Genomic DNA, 18,750 nt, shown 5'->3' on the forward strand with positions numbered 1-18,750 from the left:
GTACGCCGCCGCCCAGCCGTCGGTCGGACGAGGCGCCCGGCGACCACCGGGCGCCCCCCCTCACGCCGGCGTCAGGTCGCCGTACAGCTCACACTCGGCACCGCTCCGCCCCCGGGAGCGCCGCCGAGGCCGAGGCTCGCCGAAGCCCCCACCGGCACGCTCCCGTTGTGCGCGGCGTTCACAGCCGTCACGCTCGCCCCGCTCTGCGTGTACGAGGCGTTCCACATGCTGGTGATCTTCTGCGCGCCGCTCCACGTCCAGGCGACCTTCCACGACGTCAGCGGCGCACTGCCCGTGTTGGTCACCTTCACCTCGGCGTTGAAGCCGCCGCCCCAGTCGCTGCTCACCGTGTAGGCGGCGGTGCAGGCGGCCCCGCCACCGGGTTCACCGGGCCCGCCGGGGTCCGGCCCGGAACCGCCTCCCGCGAAGCCCGGCGCCTTGATCGCCTTGAGGTAGCCGTCCTTCACGGTGTCCACGGTCTGCCAGTCGTCCTTCAGGATGCCGCCCGTGTCGCCGGAGTTGGGGTTCCAGGACCAGAACGTCCAGTGGAAGCTGTCGCCGCCGTACGCCGACGTCGACCGCAGGTACTTCACCAGCTCCGACAGCCACCTCTGGTCCACCCCCGACTGGAGCGTCGTACCGAACTCGCCGAGCCACACCGGGGCGATGTTCTGCTTGAAGACGTAGCCCCAGTACTTGTCCCAGATCCCCGGCATGTTGGCCGGGAACGACGGGTCGTCGAACCAGGGCTGCTGGGCCACCGACGTGGCGTAGTCGTGGGCCGAGTACACCAGCCGGTTCGGCACGTCGAGCTGGACGGGGTACTGGGCCACGCCCATGAGGTTGCCGCCCCACCAGCCGTTCGTGCCGTTGTACGACTGCACGCCCTCGACCATGATCAGCAGCTCGGGGTTGACCGACAGCACCGCGTTGCCCGCGCGCTGGGCGGCCAGGCGCCAGTCGCGGGAGGTGTCACCGCAGCCCCAGCAGGCCGGGTCGCGGGGCTCGTTGTGCAGGTCGATGCCGACGACGGTGGAGTCGCCCTTGTAGCGCGTGGCCAGGGCCTTGAGATTGGCGATCCAGGTCGACTCGGGCACCGACGCCGTGTACCAGAGGGCCGACTGGCCGGCCGCGTCCGGGCGGTGCCGGTCCAGGACGATCTTGAGTCCGGCCTGTCCGGCGTACGCCACGATCTTGTCCAGGACCTGGAGCGAGGTCAGCCCGCGCAGGTCGGTGTTCTTGCCGTCGTGATTGACGCTGTCGGGCACGGTGCCGGACTTGAGGATGTCGTCGCTGTAGGGCATCCGGATGGTGTTGTAGCCCAGCGACTTCATCTGGTCGATCATGCTCTTGTAGTCGCGGGCCCACAGGCCGTGGACGACGTGGTTGGCGGTCTCGAAGCCGAACCAGTTGACGCCGGCGATACGGACGGGCGCTCCGGCCGCGTCCAGGATCTGGCGGCCGCTGGTGTGCCAGTAGCCGGCGCCCGCGGCCTTCGTGCCGACATCGGCCTGGGCCGACTGCGTGCCGGCCAGCGGTAACAGGAGCGCCGCGGCAACACACAGCGCTCTGCGCAGAGTGCGGAACATGTGGCTGCTTCCTCTCGGGGAGGCGCGGCCCCGGAATCGAATGGGAGCGCTCCCATAACGCCGCGCACCTCCCAGGAAACTGACGCACCATGAGCACGTCAAGACTTCGGGAGGTGCGCGTCGCCCGCGCTAGCGGCCGAGCTTCCTGAACCGCCGCCGCACCACTACCGGCTCAGCTTCTTGAACCGCCGTACCGCGAGCGGCAGGAAGATCACCGTCAGGATCACGGGCCACACCCCGGCCATCAGCAGCGCGTGCTGCTCGACCCAGGTGTCACCGCCGACCGGCGTGCCGAACAGCTCGCGGGTCGCCGCCGCCGTGGAGGAGATCGGGTTCCACACCGCCACCCAGCCCAGCCAGTCGGGCATCAGCTGCGGCGCGACGAAGATGCTGGAGATCATCGTCAGCGGGAAGGCGACCGCGAAGAGGCCGCCCGCCGCCTCCGGGTTGGGCACGACCAGGCCGAGCCACACGCCGATCCAGATCAGCGAGAAGCGCAGCCACAGCAGCAGCCCGAAGGCGCCGAGGAAGCCCAGCCCGCCGTCCGGACGCCAGCCCATGGCGAGCGCGGTGAGCATCATGATCGCCAACTCGGCGCAGGCGACGATCAGATCGGTGACCCCGCGCCCGGCCACCACCGCCGAGGACGACATCGGCATGGAGCGGAAGCGGTCGATGACGCCCTTGGTGGAGTCGTAGACCACGACGGTCGCCGTGTTGATGAAGCCGAACGCCATGGTCATCGCGAACATGCCCGGCATCAGGAAGTCCTGGTAGTCCCCGCCGCCGGGCACTTTCATGGCGCTGCCGAAGACATAGCCGTAGAGCAGCACGGACAGGATCGGGAAGCCCAGTTGCCAGGCGATGTTGACGGGCTGGCGCTGGTAGTGGGTCAGGCCGCGGCGGACGATGTTCCAGCAGTCGGCGAGCAGCCAGTACGTACCGCTCCGCGGGCTCGGCGTGCTCAGGTCGATGGCGGTCACGCCGCGGCCTCCTTCTCGGTGCGGTGTCCGGTCAGGCGCAGGAACACGTCGTCGAGGCTCGGCCTGCGCAGCCCGATGTCCTCGACGCGGACGCCTTCGTCCTGCAAGGTCCGCGCCACCTCGGTGAGCGCCGTGACCCGGTCGGCGACCGGGGCGTGCACCCGCAACTCGGTCTCGTCCGCCTCGGGTTCGCCGTCCGTGACCCGGGCGACGACCTTCACCACCCGCGGGATCTCGGACCGCTCGGCGACCACGACCTCGATCCGGTCGCCGCCGACCAGGTTCTTCAGCCCGTCCGGGGTGTCGTCGGCGATGGCCCGCCCCTGGTCGATGACGGTGATGCGCGAGGCGAGCTTGTCGGCCTCCTCCAGATACTGCGTGGTCAGCAGCACCGTCGTGCCGCCCGCCACCAGCGCCCGTACGGACTCCCAGACCTCGCCCCGGCTCCGGGGATCCAGGCCGGTCGTCGGCTCGTCGAGGAAGAGCACGGCCGGCGCGAGGATCATCGAAGCGGCGAGATCGAGGCGGCGCCGCATGCCGCCGCTGTACTTGCCCACGCCCTTGTCGGCGGCGTCGGCCAGGTCGAACCGCTCCAGCAGTTCACCGGCCCGGACCCTGGCCCGCTTGCCGCCCAGATGGAACAGGCGGCCGAACATCTCCAGGTTCTGCCGCCCCGTGAGCACCTCGTCCACCGCCGCGTACTGTCCGGTGAGCCCGATCCGGGCCCGGACCTCGCGCGGCTGCCGGGCCACGTCGAGCCCTGCGACCGTGGCGCTGCCCCCGTCCAGCCGGATCAGCGTGGACAGGATGCGGACGGCGGTGGTCTTGCCCGCCCCGTTCGGCCCGAGCAGACCGTGCACCGTGCCCTCGCGCACGGCCAGGTCGAAGCCGTCGAGGGCGCGTTTCTCGCCGTACCGCTTCTCCAGCCCCTCGGCCCGTACCGCGTATCCGTCCATGCCGCCCCTCCCGTGTGCGTCCCTGCCGACCCTGAACTGAGTACACCGTACCCTATTACGCGTACAACGTACCCAGTTTTTGTACGGCCCCCTAAGCTGGGCCCATGACGAGCGGTACGAGTGGTGCGGGCAGTACGGAGACCAGCGGCAGCGGCGATATCGCCCGCACCCTCGAACTGCTGTGGGACACCGGCCGGCGCCCCAGCCGAGGCCCCAAACCCACCCTGACCCTGGACCGGGTCGTGGAAGCCGCCGTCCAGGTCGCGGACGCCGAGGGACTGGGCGGGCTGTCCATGCGCCGCGTCGCCGCCGAACTCGGCACCGGCACCATGTCGCTGTACCGGTACGTCCCCGGCAAGGGCGAGCTGCTCGACCTCATGCTGGACCGGGTGCAGCGCCGCTCCGACAACCCGTCCGACCTCGGCGACGGCGGCTGGCGCGCCGCCCTGGAGGCACTGGGCCGAACGACCCTCGCCCTCTACCGCCGCCACCCCTGGCTGCTCCACGTCAACCAGTCCCGCCCGGTCCTCGGCCCGAGCGCCGTCGACGGCATGGAGAAGATCCTCACCCGGATCCGCCCGATGGGACTGACCGACCCCGAGCTGGTCTCCGCGGTCATCATGATCGACGGGTACGTCGTCGGAGCCGCGCGCACGCAGCTGTACGAGCGGGAGGCGGAGCGCCGAACGGGCCTGACGGACGCCGAGTTCTGGCAGGCGCAGGTGCCGGTCCTGGAGAAGGCCATGGCTTCCGGCCGCTACCCGGTGATGGCCTCGCTCTCCGAGGACAGCTTCGGATCCGACTTCGACCACTTCGAGTTCGGGCTGCAGCGGATCCTGGACGGGCTTGAGGTCCTCGTGGAGCAGCGCGGCGCCGCCACGGACCGATAGCCCGGCTCGCCCCGGTGGCCTACCTCCGCCGCCGCCTCAGCCCCCGCAGCCCGAACAGCACGGCACAGGCCACGGCGACGGCGATCGCGCCGTTCTTGAGATTCCCGGTCAGCCCGTCGCCGCCGGCACCGTCCGAGGCGGCCGAACTGCCGCTGCCGGAGGCCGAGCCGGACCCACCGGCCCCGGGAGCGTCCTGCGGCTCCACGGGACTGTCGGCCCCCTCGGCGCCGTACATGAGCTTCTTCCCGTCGGCGGTGTAGGTGACGGACTCCCCCTGCCCGAGGAACGGCACCCCGAGCCGCTCCTTCTTCTTGATCTTCCCGCCGTTCCAGTCGTACGCGATCGCCCCGAAGTAGCTGCGTACGACGAGGTGTTCGGCGTCCGGGGAGAGCGTGGCGTCGGTGGCCTCCAGGTCGGGGACGGCCGCGACGGGCTTGAAGACGTTGCTCCCGGTGGGAGAGAGCTCGGCCGGACCCTCGTACAGATGCCCGCCCTTCTCGTTCTTGTCGACGATGTAGACGCGGCCGGTCTTCGGGTGCACGACGAGCGACTCGGCGTCCCGCGCGCCGTCGGAGTACTTCACGACGTACTGCGTGGCCCGGACGGTCTGGTCGCGCAGGTTCTTCGGCTCGGGCAGCCGGTAGATCCACACGTACGGCCAGGTGCCGCCGAGGTTGTCGCCGATGTCGCCGACGTAGATCTGGTTGTCCGGCCCGATGGAGATGGCCTCGACATCGCGCGGACTGCCCACGCCGGCCATGGTGATCGTGGCGACCGTCTCGCCCGTCGCGCTGTCGACGGCGTAGAGATACGCCCCGTCGTCGCTGTCGTTGTGCGTCCAGTAGATGCCGGGGTGCCGGCGGGAGGCCGCCAGGCCACTCGACTCGGTGATGCGCGGGTCCTTGATCGTGAACTCCTCGTCCCCGTCGGCGGCGGAGGCGGGCACGGCGAAGGCGCCCACGAGGAGAACCGCGGCGAGGAAGGCGATCGGTCTGCGCATGCCCCAAGACTGCCATCCCGCTCCGCGGTTCAGCGGGCACAACGGATCACGGGCGGGACGGATCACGGAGGCCGGCGGGTTGCGAACGTCCGGCGGGGGTCGGGGGCGCGGGGGATCGCGAGCGCCCGGCGGACTCCGAGCGCGGCCTACGACGGGCAGCCGGCTGACGTCGGCAGCCGGCTCGCGTCCGGCGGGCGGCTCCTCGAGGACACGCACGCCGCCTCGGGCCCTGGCGCCGAGGGCGGACGGAGGCGAGACGGAGGCGAGACGGATGGGCACACCGCCCCGCAGACGGGTACGCCCAGCCGGCCGCCGACCACCCGCCGCGTGGCCCGACTCACACCCTGTCCGGCAGCCTGAGCTTCCCGTGATCCTCCATGATGAGCGGATGCTCAGGTTCATGCCCGTAGGTGACTCCATGACGATCGGAAGCACGGGCGAACACACGTGGCGCTACCGGATCTGGCAGCACCTGTGCCGTTCCTACGGCGGCCCCTTCACCCTCGTCGGCCCGCGCGAGACGCTCTACGACAAGCTCGACGAGGCCCCGACGTCATACACCTACGCCGAACCGGACTTCCCGCGCGCCCATCTGGCCGGCTGGGGCGAGGGCTGGCTGCACATGGCCCCGCTGATCGGCGAGGCGGTGCGCAAGCACCGCGCTGACGTTCTCCTGGTCTCCCTGGGCCTCATCGACCTGGGCTTCTACACGAACGCGGAGCAGACCGCCGAGAACGTCCGGGCCTTCACGGCCGAGGCGCGGGCGGCGAACCGGCGGGTGCGGATGGTGTGGCTGCCGGTGACCCCGAACGTGCGGGCCGAGACGGACCCGGCGTTCGCCACCGAGGTCGCCCGCTTCAACGAACTGCTGGCCAAGACGGCCGCGGACCTCGACGAGCCCGGCTCCCCCATCCTCCTGGCCTCGGCCCCGCCGACGTACGACATCCCCACCGACACCTACGACGGCACGCACCCGGGCACGAGCGGCGAGCACAAGATCGCGGCGGCCTTCGCGGAGGCCATGTACCAGGCGTGGGACCTGGGCGAGCCCTACGAGGAGTAACTCTCGGTGATCACCCGGACCAGGAACTCCGCGCAGGCCCGGGGCGCCAGATCGTCCCAGCGCTCGTCCTCCTCCCCGAGATAGACGGCCCGGGCACGGGCGAGAACGGGCCGGTGCTCGGCGGGCAGCCGACCCAGCACCCACCCGGCCGCCGCGTCCTTGGAGCGGATGTCCCCGGTGGCGAGGGTGGTCCAGATCCGGGCGAGGGTGAGCAGCACGTTGCGGGTGTCGGAGTCCGGCCCGTCCATCAACTCCGGCACACCGGCGACGACGGCCCGCCTGAGGTCGGCGTGCGGCACAGCATCGATCAGCTCGCCAGGCGGCGGCCCGTAGACCGGCGCGTCGGCACGCAGCACGCCGTCCGGCAACGCGCCAAGTGAACGCACTGCCAATCACCCGTGGACTTGGGGCCAACGACTTCCCGCTGGACAAGCGGCATGGTGAGAGGAGAACCCGCGACACCAACGAGAGGACTGCATCGTGCGAAAGACCCTGGCCAACGCTGGAGTTGTGGCCGCGACGACGCTATTGGGGTTCGCGATCGGCACGGTCCCGGCTTCAGCCGCATCGTATTCCTGGGCCGGCAACGACGGCAGCGGGTCGGACGGCAGGGGCGTGCACCTGTGGGGCACCCTCAAGACCTACGATGACGGCAGGAAGATTTCCTTGAACTACCACGTGAACGACACCGCCAGGGACAATCGCGTCGCCTGCGCACAGGTGCTGGTGTTCTTCACGCACGACGGCGACGAGCCCAGCACCCAGAGTGACCGGATCTGTGACAACACGGGCTCCGGGGACAGGAAGTACGGGCATGGGAGCCAGGGCCTGGTGACGCGGGCCGTCGAGAAGGTTCAGGTCGTGGAGGACTGGTCGGCGAGCCGGTGGCACACCATCTACCCGCGCTGAGCGACGATGCGGGCGCTCAGGAGTCGTACATCGACCGTCAGGCTGTCGGAGGCGGGGACGGACCCGCAAGGCCGTGGCCGCCGTCATCGACTCGGTTCGGGCGGTCGGGTCGAGCACTTGACGGCCCAGAGACGGCTGCAGGGCTTAGCCAGTGGGGACCGCCAGTCGAGCGGCCAGGTGACCCGACCCCCTCCACCGGGGCGACCTTCATCGGCTCCCTTGCCTAGAGCGCACTCCACGTCGCTAGCGTGCACCCATGAAGTACACGCAGCTCGGACGCACGGGACTCAAGGTCAGCCGGCTCGTCCTCGGCACCATGAACTTCGGCCCGCAGACCGACGAGGCCGACAGCCACGCCATCATGGACGCGGCGCTGGACGCCGGCATCAACTTCTTCGACACCGCCAACGTGTACGGCTGGGCCGAGAACAAGGGCCGTACCGAGAGCATCATCGGCAACTGGTTCGCCAAGGGCGAGGGACGGCGCGACAAGGTCGTCCTCGCCACGAAGGTGTACGGCAACATGGGCGCCGACGGCCCGGCCTGGCCCAACCACGACAAGCTCTCCGCGGTCAACATCCGGCGGGCCGTGGACGCCAGCCTCAAGCGGCTCCAGACCGACTACATCGACGTCTACCAGTTCCACCACATCGACCGGGACACCCCGTTCGATGAGATCTGGCAGGCGATCGACGTCCTGGTCCAGCAGGGCAAGATCCTCTACGTCGGGTCGTCGAACTTCCCCGGCTACAAGATCGCCCAGGCCAACGAGATCGCCGCCCGGCGCGGCGGGACCATCGGGCTGGTCAGCGAGCAGTGCCTGTACAACCTCGCCGAGCGGCGTGCCGAGATGGAGGTCATCCCGGCCGCGCAGGAGTACGGCCTCGGCGTCATCCCGTGGTCGCCGCTGCACGGCGGTCTGCTGGGCGGCGTGCTCAAGAAGGAGGTCGAGGGCGGGCGACGTGCCTCCGGCCGGGCGGCCGACGCCCTCGCCGACCCGGCGACCCGCGCGCGGATCCAGTCCTACGAGGACCTGCTCGACAAGCACGGCATCGAGCCCGGCGAGGCGGCCCTGGCCTGGCTCCTCACCCGCCCGGGCGTGACCGGCCCGATCGTCGGCCCGCGCACCGCCGAACAGCTCGGCTCCGCCCTGCGAGCGGCCGACCTGGAGCTGTCCGAGGAGCTTCTGACCGGCCTCGACGAGATCTTCCCGGGCCCGGGTCCGTCACCGGAGGCCTTCGCCTGGTAGCGCACCTGGAAGGGGCGCGGGGCTGTATCCGATCTGCGGCTCCGCCGCGTGGGCGCGACCGGCCCCCACCGGCCCGCAGCCGGAAAGCAGCGGGCAGTCCCCCGCCCCTACCTGCCCAGCGCGGAAGCCAGGGCGACGACGAGAAACATCAGCACGAGCACACCGGCCATGATCCGGTTACGGGTTTTCGGGTCCACGGCACCGAGCCTAACCGGCTCCCCCGAGCGCCCACCGACCGACCGCCTCATACCGGGGCTGCTCACCCGGAATCCCCGACGTCGGCAGATTGCTCCGCACCAGCGCCAGCTCGCTCACCGTCCAGGTCCGGCCCGTGAACCCGGCCAGGGTGTCCAGGTACGCCCGCACGTCCCGTGCCTCCCGGCTCCTCGCGATCGTCAGATGGGCCTTGTAGCGCCGGTGCTCCCCCATGGGCACCCCCGCCTTCCGCGCCGCCGCCTCGGCCCGGTCGGCCAGCAGCCGCAGGGTCGCCAGGTCCCCCTCGGCCCCGGCCCACAGCGCCCGGCCGTGCCCGAACTGACCGCCGCCCCGCACGGCCAGAGGAAAGGCGTCGGTACGGCGAGCGACCCGCTCCAGCCGGGCCGACAGCTCCGGCAGGAGGCCGTCGTCGACCTCCCCGTAGAAGGCGAGCGTGAAGTGCCAGCCGGCCCGGCCGGTCCAGCGCATCCCGTCCGCCCCGGGCAGCGTCCGCAACGCGTCCACGACGGCGCCGAGTTCACGGGTCGCCTCGTCGGGAGGCAGTACGGCGGCGAAGACTCTCATGGGGACAGCCTGGCACCATGAGGCCATGGAGATCACCATCAGAGAAGGCGGTCCCGACGACATTCCCGCGATACTCGGGATGCTCGACAGCTGCGTGGAGTGGCTGGTCGCGCAGGGACGCACGGGGCAGTGGGGGACGAAGCCCCTGTCCCAGAGCCCGAAGACGGTGGAGTCGGTCGGCCGGTACATGGACGAGGGCAGCGTGTTCCTGGCCGAGGCCGACGGCGTCCCGGCCGCCACCCTCACCCTGACCGACTCGCCCGGCGCCTATCTGGCCCACCTCTCACCGCCCGGCGAACCGGAGCGGTACATCCACTGGCTGGCCTCCGACCGCCGCTTCAAGGGCCACGGCCTCGGCAGCGCGCTCCTCACGCACGCCGCCGAGGAGACCCGGCGGGCCGGGGTGGGCCTCCTGCGGGTGGACTGCTACGCCGGCGACGACGGCAAGCTCGTCCGCTACTACGAGACCAACGGCTTCACCCGCACCGAGGCCTTCACGGTCGGCGACAACAGCTGGCCGGGCCAGCTGCTGGCCCGGAGGGTGTAGACCCCGAGACCCCGAGACCCGCGCCCCCGAGAGCCGAGACCCCGCACCGACGCCCTCCTACGCCGCCGGAGCCAGCGCCTCCTGCCGCTCCCGGGGGACGAACCGCACCCGTGGGTGCCCGTGGTGCCAGCCCACCGACAGACGCAGATTGCCGACGCGGGCCAGGATCAGGCCGATCACGGCCGCGGCGGCCGCTGCCACGGCACCACCGGCCGCCAGGCCGACCCGGGCGCCGTAGGTGTCGGTGATCCAGCCGACGATCGGGGCGCCGACGGGGGAGCCGCCGAGGAAGACCATCATGTAGAGGGCCATGACCCGGCCGCGCATGGCCGGGTCCGTGGACATCTGGATGCTGGTGTTCGTCGTGACGTTGACCGTCATGCCGAACAGGCCCAGCGGGACCATGAGCAGGGCGAACATCCACAGCGTCGGGGTCGTCGCCGCCACGATCTCCAGCGTGCCGAAGACCATGGCGGCGGCGATCAGCAGCCGCAGCCGGGCCGTACCGCGCCGCGCGGCGAGCAGCGCGCCCGCGACGGAGCCGACCGCCATCAGCGTGTTGAACATGCTGTAGGCGCCCGCGCCCGCGTGGAACACGTCGTCCGCGAAGGCCGAGAGGTAGACGGGGAAGTTGAAGGCGAAGGTGCCGACGAAGCCGACCAGGACGATCGGCCAGATCAGCTCGGGCCGGCCGGTGACATAGCGCACGCCCTCCCGCAGCTGCCCCTTGCCGCGCGGGGCGCGTTCCACGACGTGCAGCTCGCGGGCGCGCATCAGCAGCAGGCCGGCGAGCGGCGCGACGAAGGACAGGCCGTTGAAGAGGAAGGCGTAGCCGGTGCCGACGCCGGTGATCAGCAGACCCGCCACGGCCGGGCCGACCAGGCGGGCGGACTGGAAGTTGGCGGAGTTCAGGCTGACCGCGTTCTGCAGCTGCCCGGGGCCGACCAGTTCGGAGACGAAGGACTGCCGGGCCGGGTTGTCGACGACCGTGGCCAGACCCACCGCGAAGGCGGCGACGTACACGTGCCACACCTGGACATGGCCGGTGAGGGTGAGGACGGCGAGGGCGAGGGCGGTGAGGCCCATCGACGTCTGGGTGACGAGCAGGGTGGGCCGCTTGCGCAGCCGGTCGACGAGGACACCGCCGTAGAGGCCGAAGAGCAGCATCGGCAGGAACTGCAGCGCGGTCGTTATGCCGACGGCGGCGGAGGAGCCGGTGAGGCTGAGGACCAGCCAGTCCTGGGCGATGCGCTGCATCCAGGTGCCGATGTTGGAGACGACCTGCCCGAGGAAGAACAGGCGGTAGTTCCTGACCTTCAGGGAGGAGAACATCGAGGACTTGCGCGGGAGCGGGTCGGAGGGAGGCCTGTCGGAGGTGGGCGGGGAATCGTGGGGATCAGGTGCGGGGACGGAAGCTGCTCCGGGTCCCGTACTCAACAGGTTCGCCTCCTTGCGACTACGGCTTACAGATGCGCGAGCTTCTCCAGCACGGGGGCGGCGGCGCGGAGTTTCGCCCACTCGTCCTCGTCGAGGTCCTCGACCAGCGTGGCCAGGAACGCGTTCCGCTTGCGGCGGCTCTCCTCGAGCATCGCTTCGGCCTGCTCGGTGCGCGTCACGACCTTCTGGCGCCGGTCCTCGGGGTGCGGCTCCAGACGGACCAGCCCCTTCGCCTCCAGCAGCGCCACGATGCGGGTCATCGACGGCGGCTGGACGTGTTCCTTGCGGGCGAGCTCGCCCGGCGTGGCCCTGCCGCAGAGGGACAGGGTGCCGAGCACCGACATCTCGGTGGGGCTGAGCGACTCGTCGACACGCTGGTGCTTGAGCCGACGGGACAGCCGCATCACGGCGGATCGGAGGGAGTTCACGGCGGCTACGTCGTCGCCATGGCTGAGGTCCGGCATGTTCTTTAGCATAACTCATTACCCTCGCTAAAGAACACCGGGACACGCATAAGCCCCCGTGACCCTGGCCACTTACCCGTGACATCACTCATATGGGTGACGCGGCGGCGGAACGCGACCCACCGCACCGAAGGATGCCGCGACCCTCATGCCCATGGGGACCAGCGTGCTCAGCCTGCGAATAGACCACGACCTGCTCGACCGGCTCCGGCATCATGCCGCGAAAAGGGGAATGAGCGTCCAGGACTATGTCGTCCGGACGCTCATTCGAGATGACTTCGACGAACGGTTCCAGTCCGCCGTCGAGGAGACGGAGAGGTTCTACGGGGTCACCTGAGGACCCCGTCCGCTCAGGTCAGCCCCAGCGCCGGCATCAGGTAGTAGAACGCGAACACCGCCGCCACCGCGTACATCGCCGTCGGAACCTCCCGGCCCCGGCCGGCCGCCAGGCGCAGCACCACGAAGGTGATGAAGCCCATGCCGATGCCGTTGGTGATCGAGTACGTGAACGGCATCATCAGCATCGTCACGAAGGCCGGGACGGCGATGGTGTAGTCCGCCCAGTCGATCTCCTTGACCGAGCCGGAAAGGATCAGGAAGCCGACCGCGACCAGGGCCGGGGTGGCCGCCTGGGACGGCACCATCGTGGCGACCGGCGTCAGGAAGAGCGCGACGGCGAAGAGGCCGCCGGTGACGACGTTCGCGAGGCCGGTTCGGGCACCCTCGCCGACACCGGCGGTGGACTCGACGAAGGCGGTCGTGGCCGAGGAGGAACTGGCACCACCGGCGGCGACGGCGAAGCCGTCCACCAGCAGCACCTTGTTGATGCCGGGCATCTGCCCCTGCGCGTCCGTCAGCTTCGCCTCGTCGGAGACGCCCATGATCGTGCCCATCGCGTCGAAGAAGCACGACAGCAGCACGGTGAAGACGAAGAGCACGCCGGTGAGCATGCCGACCTTCTCGAAACCGCCGAACAGACTGACCTGCCCGACCAGCCCGAAGTCAGGACTGGCAACGGGATTCCCGGGCCACTTCGGAGTGGTCAGCCCCCAGCTCGGCACGTCGACCACGGCCTCGATCACAACCGCCACAACCGTCATGGCGACGATCGAGATCAGGATCGCGCCGGACACCTTGCGCACGATCAGGGCGAGCGTCAGCAGCACCCCCAGCACGAAGACCAGCACCGGCCAGCCGTTGAGATGACCGTCGCCACCCAGCTGCAGCGGCACAGTCGTCTGCGCGACATCCGGGATACGCGAAACGAACCCGGCGTCGACCAGCCCGATCAGCATGATGAACAGGCCGATACCGATGGAGATGGCCTTGCGCAGCCCGAAGGGCACCGCGTTCATGACGCGCTCGCGCAGCCCCGTGGCGACCAGCAGCATGACGACGAACCCGGCGAGGACCACCATGCCCATCGCGTCCGGCCAGGACATGCGCGGGGCGAGCTGCAGCGCGACGACGGAGTTCACACCGAGCCCGGCGGCGAGCGCGATCGGCACATTGCCGATGACACCCATGAGAAGCGTGGTGAAGGCCGCCGTGAGGGCCGTAGCGGTGACCAGCTGCCCGTTGTCGAGCTGGTGGCCGTACATGTCCTTCGCGCTGCCGAGGATGATCGGGTTCAGCACGATGATGTAGGCCATCGCGAAGAAGGTGGCGAGACCGCCCCGGACCTCGCGGGACAGGGTGCTGCCCCGCTCGGAGATCCGGAAGAAGCGGTCGAGTGCGCCGTACGTGGGCCCGGCTCCCGGCTGTTCAGGGGCGGGGACCTGGGCGGGAGCCGAGGACGACATGTGTTTGGTGTTTCCTACGAAGAGAAGTGGTCAGACACAAACCGTTTCAGTATGAACATATAAACCCCCGAACGACCATCTCCGCGCGTAGACCTGATCGCCTCGTAAGCTGTCCCCATGGCGAAGTGGACCCCCAGGCACGAGGCGCCGGAGCCCCTGGAGGGCCCCGTGGTCGCCACCATCATCGGCGGCACGATTCTGTGGTTCCTCCTCTTCCTGATCCAGCTCCCCTTCTATGGCTGGTTCGACGACCACGGCCACACCTGGTGGCTGTGGACCTGCCTGGCCGGCGGCGGCCTGGGCCTGCTGGGTATCTGGTACGTCCGTAAACGCGACGCCGCGATCAAGCGCGCCGCAGCCCAGAACCCGACCACCACCCCCCCGACCAGCTCGACCCCCTCGGCCCAGTAAGAGGGACCACCCCCTCGGCCCAGTAAGAGGGACCACGACGCACCCGCACCCGCGCACGGCGAGAAGGGGCCGTGTCGGGGGGTGTCCGCCCGCAGCGGTTGGCGCGTCAACGAACAGTCAGTCGGCGTCCGACCCCATCGCGCCGTTCCGAGGACGGACACCCCCCGACACGGCCCCGACCCACCACCCGGCGACCAGGCGCAGACGCGCACCCCCACGCTCCGGCGAGACACAGCCCCACCCTCTCCCTACGCTCAAGAGGAGGCGGCAAACGCCCGGAACCGGTGAGGAGCGCAGCCATGACGATGCAGAACAGCGCGGTCGAGGCGGACCGGGCTCTGAAGGCCAAGCACCGGGCGATGTGGGCCCAGGGCGACTACCCGTCCCTGGCCGCCGAGGTCATCCCCGGCCTGGGAGCGGTCCTGGTCGAGGCCTGCGGGGTGCGCCCAGGCCAACGCGTGCTGGACGTGGGCGCCGGCAGCGGCAACGCCGCGATCCCGGCCGCCCTGGCCGGGGCGGACGTCATCGCCTCCGACCTGACCCCGGAACTGTTCGGGGCCGGCCGGCTCGCCGCCGAGCAGCAGGGCGCGACTCTCACCTGGCAGGAGGCCGACGCCGAGGCCCTGCCCTTCGGCGACGCGACGTTCGACACCGTGCTGTCCTGCGTCGGCGTCATGTTCGCCCCGCACCACCAGCAGGCCGCCGACGAACTGATCCGGGTCTGCCGGCCGGGCGGCACCGTCGGCCTGCTGAGCTGGACACCCCAGGGCTTCATCGGCCGGATGTTCGCCGTGATGAAGCCGTACGCGCCCCCGCCCCCGCCGGGCGCCCAGCCGCCCCCGCTGTGGGGAGACGAGAACCATGTGCGCGCACTCCTCGGCGACGGCGACCGGGTCACCGACGTCCGCGCCGAGCGCGGCACCGCCAGGGTCGACCGCTTCGCGACACCCGAGGCGTTCCGGGACTACTTCAAGGAGCGCTACGGCCCGACGATCTCCGTCTACAAGAACATCGCCGACGACCCCGACCGCGTCGCCGCCCTGGACCGCGACCTGGTGGACCTCGGCCGCGACGGCGGCCTGGGGACGGGCCCGGGCGGCACGACCCTGGAGTGGGAGTACCTGCTGCTCACCGCCCGCCGGGCGGGCTGACGGACGCGTACAACTGCCGTACGACCAGGGCACGACACCCGTCCTCCCCAGGTCGGATCTTCCCCACATTCAGCAGGTGAAGCGGCAAATCCGCACGTACCGTCGAATGCATGACGCATCTCGACGCGGGTGCCCGGCTCGACTCCGCGCGGCCGACGACGGTCACCTCACCGGTGACCGGCCTGACCGGTGCTCAGGTCGCCGAACGCGTGGAGCGCGGCCAGGTCAACGACGTACCGGTGCGCAGCAGCCGCTCCACCGTCGACATCGTCCGCGCGAACGTCTTCACCCGCTTCAACGCGATCATCGGCATCCTGTGGCTGATCATGCTGGTCGTGGCGCCGATCCAGGACAGCCTCTTCGGCTTCGTGATCCTCGCCAACACCGGCATCGGGATCGTCCAGGAGTGGCGGGCCAAGAAGACACTGGACTCCCTCGCCCTGATCGGCGAGGTGCGGCCGACCGTACGCCGGGACGGGGAGGCCGGCCAGGTCAGCACGTCCGAGATCGTCCTCGACGACCTGATCGAGATCGGCCCCGGCGACAAGGTCGTCGTCGACGGTGTCTGCGTCGAGGCGGACGGGCTGGAGATCGACGAGTCGCTGCTCACCGGCGAGGCCGACCCGGTGGTCAAGAGCCCCGGCGACCAGGTGATGTCGGGCAGTTTCGTGGTCGCGGGCGGCGGGGCGTTCCAGGCGACGAAGGTCGGCCGGGAGGCGTACGCCGCCCAGCTGGCCGAGGAGGCCTCGCGGTTCACCCTCGTCCAGTCCGAGCTGCGCTCCGGCATCTCCACGGTCCTCAAGTACGTGACCTGGATGATGGTCCCGACCGCGATCGGCCTGATCATCAGCCAGCTGTTCGTGAAGGAGAACACCTTCGACGACTCCGTCGCCCGCACGGTCGGCGGCATCGTCCCGATGGTCCCCGAGGGCCTGGTCCTGCTCACCTCCGTCGCCTTCGCCATCGGCGTGATCCGCCTGGGCCGCAAGCAGTGCCTGGTCCAGGAGCTGCCCGCGATCGAGGGGCTGGCCCGGGTCGACACCGTCTGCCTCGACAAGACCGGCACCCTCACCGAGGGCGGCATGGACGTCACCGAGCTGCGGCCGCTCCAGGACGCCGACGAGACGTACGTACGACAGGTACTCGGCGCCCTCGGCGAGTCGGACCCGCGCCCGAACGCGTCCCTGAAGGCGATCATCGACGCCTACCCGGACGGCGAGCACTGGCGCTGCACCCAGGCGCTGCCCTTCTCCTCGGCCCGCAAGTACAGCGGCGCCGCGTTCGCCGAGGCCGGCGGGGAGACGAGCACCTGGCTGCTGGGCGCGCCGGACGTCCTGCTGCCCGACGACGATCCGGCCCTCGCCGAGACCGGGCGGCTGAACGAGCAGGGCCTGCGGGTGCTGCTGCTCGCCCGGGTCGCACGCGACCTCGACGACGCCGAGGTGACCGAGGGGGCGAAGCCCACCGCCCTGGTCGTCCTGGAGCAGCGGCTGCGGCCGGACGCGGCCGACACCCTGGGCTACTTCGCCGACCAGAACGTCCGGGCCAAGGTCATCTCCGGCGACAACGCGGTGTCGGTCGGCGCGGTCGCCTCCAAGCTCGGGCTGTCCGGCACCACGGTGGACGCCCGTCGGCTGCCCGCCGACGAGGACGGCATGGCCCGGGCGCTCGACGACAACACGGTGTTCGGACGGGTCACCCCGCAGCAGAAGCGGACCATGGTGGGGGCTCTGCAGTCCCGGGGGCACACGGTCGCGATGACGGGCGACGGGGTGAACGACGTCCTCGCCCTGAAGGACGCCGACATCGGCGTGGCGATGGGCTCCGGCTCGGAGGCGACCCGGGCGGTGGCGCAGATCGTGCTGCTGAACAACAGCTTCGCGACGCTGCCGTCGGTGGTGGCCGAGGGGCGCCGGGTGATCGGCAACATCACGCGCGTGGCGACCCTGTTCCTCGTCAAGACGGTCTACTCGGTGCTGCTGGCCGTCCTGGTGGTCTGCTCACAGGTCGAGTACCCGTTCCTGCCGCGCCACTTGACCCTGCTGTCGACGCTGACGATCGGCATCCCGGCGTTCTTCCTCGCGCTCGCGCCCAACAAGGAGCGGGCGAAGCCGAACTTCGTCCGGCGGGTCATGCGGTACTCGATCCCGGGCGGCGTGGTGGCCGCGGCGGCGACCTTCGCGACGTATCTGATCGCCCGGGAGCACTACACGGGCGCGGGTGCGCTGGACGCGGAGACCAGCGCCGCGACGCTGACGCTCTTCCTCATCTCGATGTGGGTCCTGGCGATCATCGCCCGCCCCTACACCTGGTGGCGCATCGCCCTGGTGGCGTCGATGGCCGGGGCGTTCCTGCTGGTCCTCGTCGTGCCGTGGCTCCAGCACTTCTTCGCGCTGAAGCTGGTCGGCATGACCGTGCCGTGGATCGCGGTCGGCATCGCGGCGGTGGCGGCGGCCACCCTGGAACTCGCGTGGAGATGGGTGGACCGCCGCGTTCCCGCTTAGCGCTCGGCTTCGGCCGTGAGACTGCCGCCGGATGTCGTCTGCGGGACCGTCGTGGCCGGTCGCGCAGTTCCCCGCGCCCCTTTCGGGGCGCGTTCTACCTCACGTCGACGAAGTCGCCCGTGGCGTTGACCGCCGGGGTGGTCGTCGTGCCCGCGAAGGAGTAGCGGAAGTAGCCGTCCACGGAGGCCGTGACCGTGCTCTTCAGCTCACCCGTGGAGTTCGACTTGATGGTCTTCACCGTGGTGTAGGTGTTGGAGTTCTTCTTGCGGAACTGCAGCTTCACCGACTGGTTGGTGTAGCCGTGGTACTTGTTGTCCTCCCAGTTGGCCCGGGACAGCTTGCCGGTGACGGTGATGGTCTTGCCCTTCTTCACCGGCTCGGGCGAGGCGTTGACCGTCAGCTTGGAGGCCCGCTGGACCTTGGCCGTCTTGAAGGTCTCGCGGATCACGTAGTCGTCGTCGTTACCGACAGCACCGACCCACACCTTCCAGGTGCCGGCCAGGATGTTGCTGTAGATGTTGTCGCTCGGGTCGGCGATCAGCGTGACCTTGCAGGTGGCGGTGGTCGCGCTGGAATTGGTGCAGTTGCCGACCTGCTCCTCGTCCAGGCTCACCGGCACGATCGCGCCGTCAGCGTTCTCGCTGTCCGGGCCGTGCCACAGCATCGCGAAGGCATCGCGGATGCCTTCCGGGTCGGTGGCCGTCACGGAAACGGTGAAGGACTTCTTGACGGTCGTGCCGACCACGATGTTCTTGCCGCCGTTGACGGTCACGGCGGTGACCTTGGTGTCGCCCAGGGACTCGTCTGCCGGGGCGGCGGCGGCGAACGGCGCGGCCTTCGAGGTGGACGGGACCAGCGAGGCCAGATTCGGCGTGTGGTCGTCCGCCTGCGCGGCCGGCACGGCGAAGGCGGAAAGGGCCAGGGCGCCGGTGACGGCGGCCACGGTGGCTCGGATGCGCATGCGTTCTCCAGGTGGAGAGGGGCCCCGGCGCTCGTCGTCGGCTCCTGGGGCCCA

At 70.3% G+C, this 18,750-nt stretch carries 18 protein-coding genes and 1 pseudogene; 9 read left to right on the forward strand and 10 right to left on the reverse strand.

Translation table 11 applies throughout. The features are described from left to right. Nucleotides 1-71: 71 nt before the first annotated feature. From ACZ58V_RS33485 to ACZ58V_RS33495, 3 genes are all read right to left on the reverse strand, one after another. Complete coding sequence (locus tag ACZ58V_RS33485; protein ID WP_471294823.1) at nucleotides 72-1,589, reverse strand: cellulase family glycosylhydrolase; 1,518 nt, start codon at nucleotides 1,587-1,589, stop codon at nucleotides 72-74. A gap of 164 nt (nucleotides 1,590-1,753) precedes the next feature. Continuing rightward, nucleotides 1,754-2,572, reverse strand: a complete 819-nt coding sequence (locus ACZ58V_RS33490; protein ID WP_471294825.1) for an ABC transporter permease — start codon at nucleotides 2,570-2,572, stop codon at nucleotides 1,754-1,756. Beyond that, nucleotides 2,569-3,528 (reverse strand): ATP-binding cassette domain-containing protein, encoded by a 960-nt coding sequence (locus ACZ58V_RS33495; protein WP_471294827.1) that lies wholly within the window; start codon nucleotides 3,526-3,528, stop codon nucleotides 2,569-2,571. Before ACZ58V_RS33495 ends, ACZ58V_RS33490 begins: the two co-directional genes overlap by 4 nt. A 104-nt stretch (nucleotides 3,529-3,632) precedes the next feature. On the opposite strand from ACZ58V_RS33495, the gene ACZ58V_RS33500 reads away from it, so the two are divergent. Continuing rightward, nucleotides 3,633-4,418 carry a TetR/AcrR family transcriptional regulator gene (locus ACZ58V_RS33500; protein WP_471294828.1) on the forward strand — a complete coding sequence of 262 codons (786 nt, stop codon included), beginning with the start codon at nucleotides 3,633-3,635 and terminating at the stop codon, nucleotides 4,416-4,418. A gap of 19 nt (nucleotides 4,419-4,437) precedes the next feature. Here the strand turns inward: ACZ58V_RS33500 and ACZ58V_RS33505 are convergent, their stop codons facing one another. Beyond that, nucleotides 4,438-5,418, reverse strand: a complete 981-nt coding sequence (locus ACZ58V_RS33505) for a WD40 repeat domain-containing protein (protein WP_468194118.1) — start codon at nucleotides 5,416-5,418, stop codon at nucleotides 4,438-4,440. Nucleotides 5,419-5,806: 388 nt separating this feature from the next. On the opposite strand from ACZ58V_RS33505, the gene ACZ58V_RS33510 reads away from it, so the two are divergent. Further along, nucleotides 5,807-6,481 carry an SGNH/GDSL hydrolase family protein gene (locus ACZ58V_RS33510; RefSeq protein WP_471294831.1) on the forward strand — a complete coding sequence of 225 codons (675 nt, stop codon included), beginning with the start codon at nucleotides 5,807-5,809 and terminating at the stop codon, nucleotides 6,479-6,481. On the opposite strand, the pseudogene ACZ58V_RS33515 reads toward ACZ58V_RS33510, so the two are convergent. Continuing rightward, nucleotides 6,469-6,825, reverse strand: a pseudogene (locus tag ACZ58V_RS33515) (DUF4111 domain-containing protein); the annotation flags it as partial. The gene ACZ58V_RS33510 and the pseudogene ACZ58V_RS33515 overlap by 13 nt on opposite strands. Nucleotides 6,826-6,961: 136 nt before the next feature. Here ACZ58V_RS33515 and ACZ58V_RS33520 point away from each other — a divergent pair. Both ACZ58V_RS33520 and ACZ58V_RS33525 read left to right on the forward strand, forming a co-directional pair. Beyond that, entirely contained in the window at nucleotides 6,962-7,390 is a 429-nt protein-coding gene (locus ACZ58V_RS33520; protein ID WP_468194114.1) for a hypothetical protein, read from the forward strand. A 256-nt stretch (nucleotides 7,391-7,646) separates the two neighbouring features. Beyond that, entirely contained in the window at nucleotides 7,647-8,639 is a 993-nt protein-coding gene (locus ACZ58V_RS33525) for an aldo/keto reductase (protein WP_468194112.1), read from the forward strand. A 207-nt stretch (nucleotides 8,640-8,846) separates the two neighbouring features. Here the strand turns inward: ACZ58V_RS33525 and thpR are convergent, their stop codons facing one another. Next, nucleotides 8,847-9,419 (reverse strand): RNA 2',3'-cyclic phosphodiesterase, encoded by a 573-nt coding sequence (gene thpR / locus ACZ58V_RS33530; protein ID WP_471294834.1) that lies wholly within the window; start codon nucleotides 9,417-9,419, stop codon nucleotides 8,847-8,849. 25 nt (nucleotides 9,420-9,444) lie between these two features. Here thpR and ACZ58V_RS33535 point away from each other — a divergent pair, with 25 nt between their 5' ends. Beyond that, the gene (locus ACZ58V_RS33535; protein WP_468194107.1) at nucleotides 9,445-9,966 is read left to right on the forward strand and encodes a GNAT family N-acetyltransferase; all 522 of its coding nucleotides are present in this window, start codon (nucleotides 9,445-9,447) and stop codon (nucleotides 9,964-9,966) included. 57 nt (nucleotides 9,967-10,023) lie between these two features. Here ACZ58V_RS33535 and ACZ58V_RS33540 read toward each other — a convergent pair whose 3' ends face one another. Both ACZ58V_RS33540 and ACZ58V_RS33545 read right to left on the reverse strand, forming a co-directional pair. Next, nucleotides 10,024-11,403, reverse strand: coding sequence for an MFS transporter (locus ACZ58V_RS33540; protein WP_468194104.1), 1,380 nt, complete (start codon nucleotides 11,401-11,403; stop codon nucleotides 10,024-10,026). A gap of 26 nt (nucleotides 11,404-11,429) precedes the next feature. After that, nucleotides 11,430-11,867, reverse strand: coding sequence for a MarR family winged helix-turn-helix transcriptional regulator (locus tag ACZ58V_RS33545; protein WP_184597761.1), 438 nt, complete (start codon nucleotides 11,865-11,867; stop codon nucleotides 11,430-11,432). Between the two features lie 154 nt (nucleotides 11,868-12,021). On the opposite strand from ACZ58V_RS33545, the gene ACZ58V_RS33550 reads away from it, so the two are divergent. After that, a complete protein-coding gene (locus ACZ58V_RS33550; protein WP_193479758.1) occupies nucleotides 12,022-12,204 on the forward strand; it encodes a ribbon-helix-helix protein, CopG family in 183 nt (60 codons plus the stop codon). 13 nt (nucleotides 12,205-12,217) lie between these two features. Here ACZ58V_RS33550 and ACZ58V_RS33555 read toward each other — a convergent pair whose 3' ends face one another. Next, the gene (locus ACZ58V_RS33555; RefSeq protein ID WP_468194100.1) at nucleotides 12,218-13,669 is read right to left on the reverse strand and encodes an NCS2 family permease; all 1,452 of its coding nucleotides are present in this window, start codon (nucleotides 13,667-13,669) and stop codon (nucleotides 12,218-12,220) included. Nucleotides 13,670-13,786: 117 nt separating this feature from the next. On the opposite strand from ACZ58V_RS33555, the gene ACZ58V_RS33560 reads away from it, so the two are divergent. From ACZ58V_RS33560 to ACZ58V_RS33570, 3 genes are all read left to right on the forward strand, one after another. Then, complete coding sequence (locus tag ACZ58V_RS33560; protein WP_468194097.1) at nucleotides 13,787-14,080, forward strand: DUF2530 domain-containing protein; 294 nt, start codon at nucleotides 13,787-13,789, stop codon at nucleotides 14,078-14,080. Nucleotides 14,081-14,379: 299 nt separating this feature from the next. Continuing rightward, the gene (locus tag ACZ58V_RS33565; protein WP_471294838.1) at nucleotides 14,380-15,231 is read left to right on the forward strand and encodes a class I SAM-dependent methyltransferase; all 852 of its coding nucleotides are present in this window, start codon (nucleotides 14,380-14,382) and stop codon (nucleotides 15,229-15,231) included. A 110-nt stretch (nucleotides 15,232-15,341) separates the two neighbouring features. Next, nucleotides 15,342-17,735, forward strand: coding sequence for an HAD-IC family P-type ATPase (locus ACZ58V_RS33570; RefSeq protein ID WP_468194092.1), 2,394 nt, complete (start codon nucleotides 15,342-15,344; stop codon nucleotides 17,733-17,735). A 94-nt stretch (nucleotides 17,736-17,829) separates the two neighbouring features. Here ACZ58V_RS33570 and ACZ58V_RS33575 read toward each other — a convergent pair whose 3' ends face one another. Further along, a complete protein-coding gene (locus tag ACZ58V_RS33575; RefSeq protein WP_471294839.1) occupies nucleotides 17,830-18,696 on the reverse strand; it encodes a DUF5707 domain-containing protein in 867 nt (288 codons plus the stop codon). Nucleotides 18,697-18,750 lie beyond the last annotated feature (54 nt).

Source organism: Streptomyces sp. NPDC040589, from assembly GCF_055594445.1.

Coding starts and splice junctions, on each gene's coding strand:
- ACZ58V_RS33565 (WP_471294838.1), top strand. CDS start 14,380: ATGACGATGCAGAACAGCGCGGTCGAGGCGGACCGGGCTCTGAAGGCC.
- ACZ58V_RS33495 (WP_471294827.1), bottom strand. CDS start 3,528: ATGGACGGATACGCGGTACGGGCCGAGGGGCTGGAGAAGCGGTACGGC.
- ACZ58V_RS33485 (WP_471294823.1), bottom strand. CDS start 1,589: ATGTTCCGCACTCTGCGCAGAGCGCTGTGTGTTGCCGCGGCGCTCCTG.
- ACZ58V_RS33510 (WP_471294831.1), top strand. CDS start 5,807: ATGCTCAGGTTCATGCCCGTAGGTGACTCCATGACGATCGGAAGCACG.
- ACZ58V_RS33550 (WP_193479758.1), top strand. CDS start 12,022: ATGGGGACCAGCGTGCTCAGCCTGCGAATAGACCACGACCTGCTCGAC.
- ACZ58V_RS33505 (WP_468194118.1), bottom strand. CDS start 5,418: ATGCGCAGACCGATCGCCTTCCTCGCCGCGGTTCTCCTCGTGGGCGCC.
- ACZ58V_RS33555 (WP_468194100.1), bottom strand. CDS start 13,669: ATGTCGTCCTCGGCTCCCGCCCAGGTCCCCGCCCCTGAACAGCCGGGA.
- ACZ58V_RS33560 (WP_468194097.1), top strand. CDS start 13,787: ATGGCGAAGTGGACCCCCAGGCACGAGGCGCCGGAGCCCCTGGAGGGC.
- ACZ58V_RS33525 (WP_468194112.1), top strand. CDS start 7,647: ATGAAGTACACGCAGCTCGGACGCACGGGACTCAAGGTCAGCCGGCTC.
- ACZ58V_RS33570 (WP_468194092.1), top strand. CDS start 15,342: ATGACGCATCTCGACGCGGGTGCCCGGCTCGACTCCGCGCGGCCGACG.
- ACZ58V_RS33575 (WP_471294839.1), bottom strand. CDS start 18,696: ATGCGCATCCGAGCCACCGTGGCCGCCGTCACCGGCGCCCTGGCCCTT.
- ACZ58V_RS33545 (WP_184597761.1), bottom strand. CDS start 11,867: ATGCCGGACCTCAGCCATGGCGACGACGTAGCCGCCGTGAACTCCCTC.
- ACZ58V_RS33500 (WP_471294828.1), top strand. CDS start 3,633: ATGACGAGCGGTACGAGTGGTGCGGGCAGTACGGAGACCAGCGGCAGC.
- ACZ58V_RS33535 (WP_468194107.1), top strand. CDS start 9,445: ATGGAGATCACCATCAGAGAAGGCGGTCCCGACGACATTCCCGCGATA.
- thpR (WP_471294834.1), bottom strand. CDS start 9,419: ATGAGAGTCTTCGCCGCCGTACTGCCTCCCGACGAGGCGACCCGTGAA.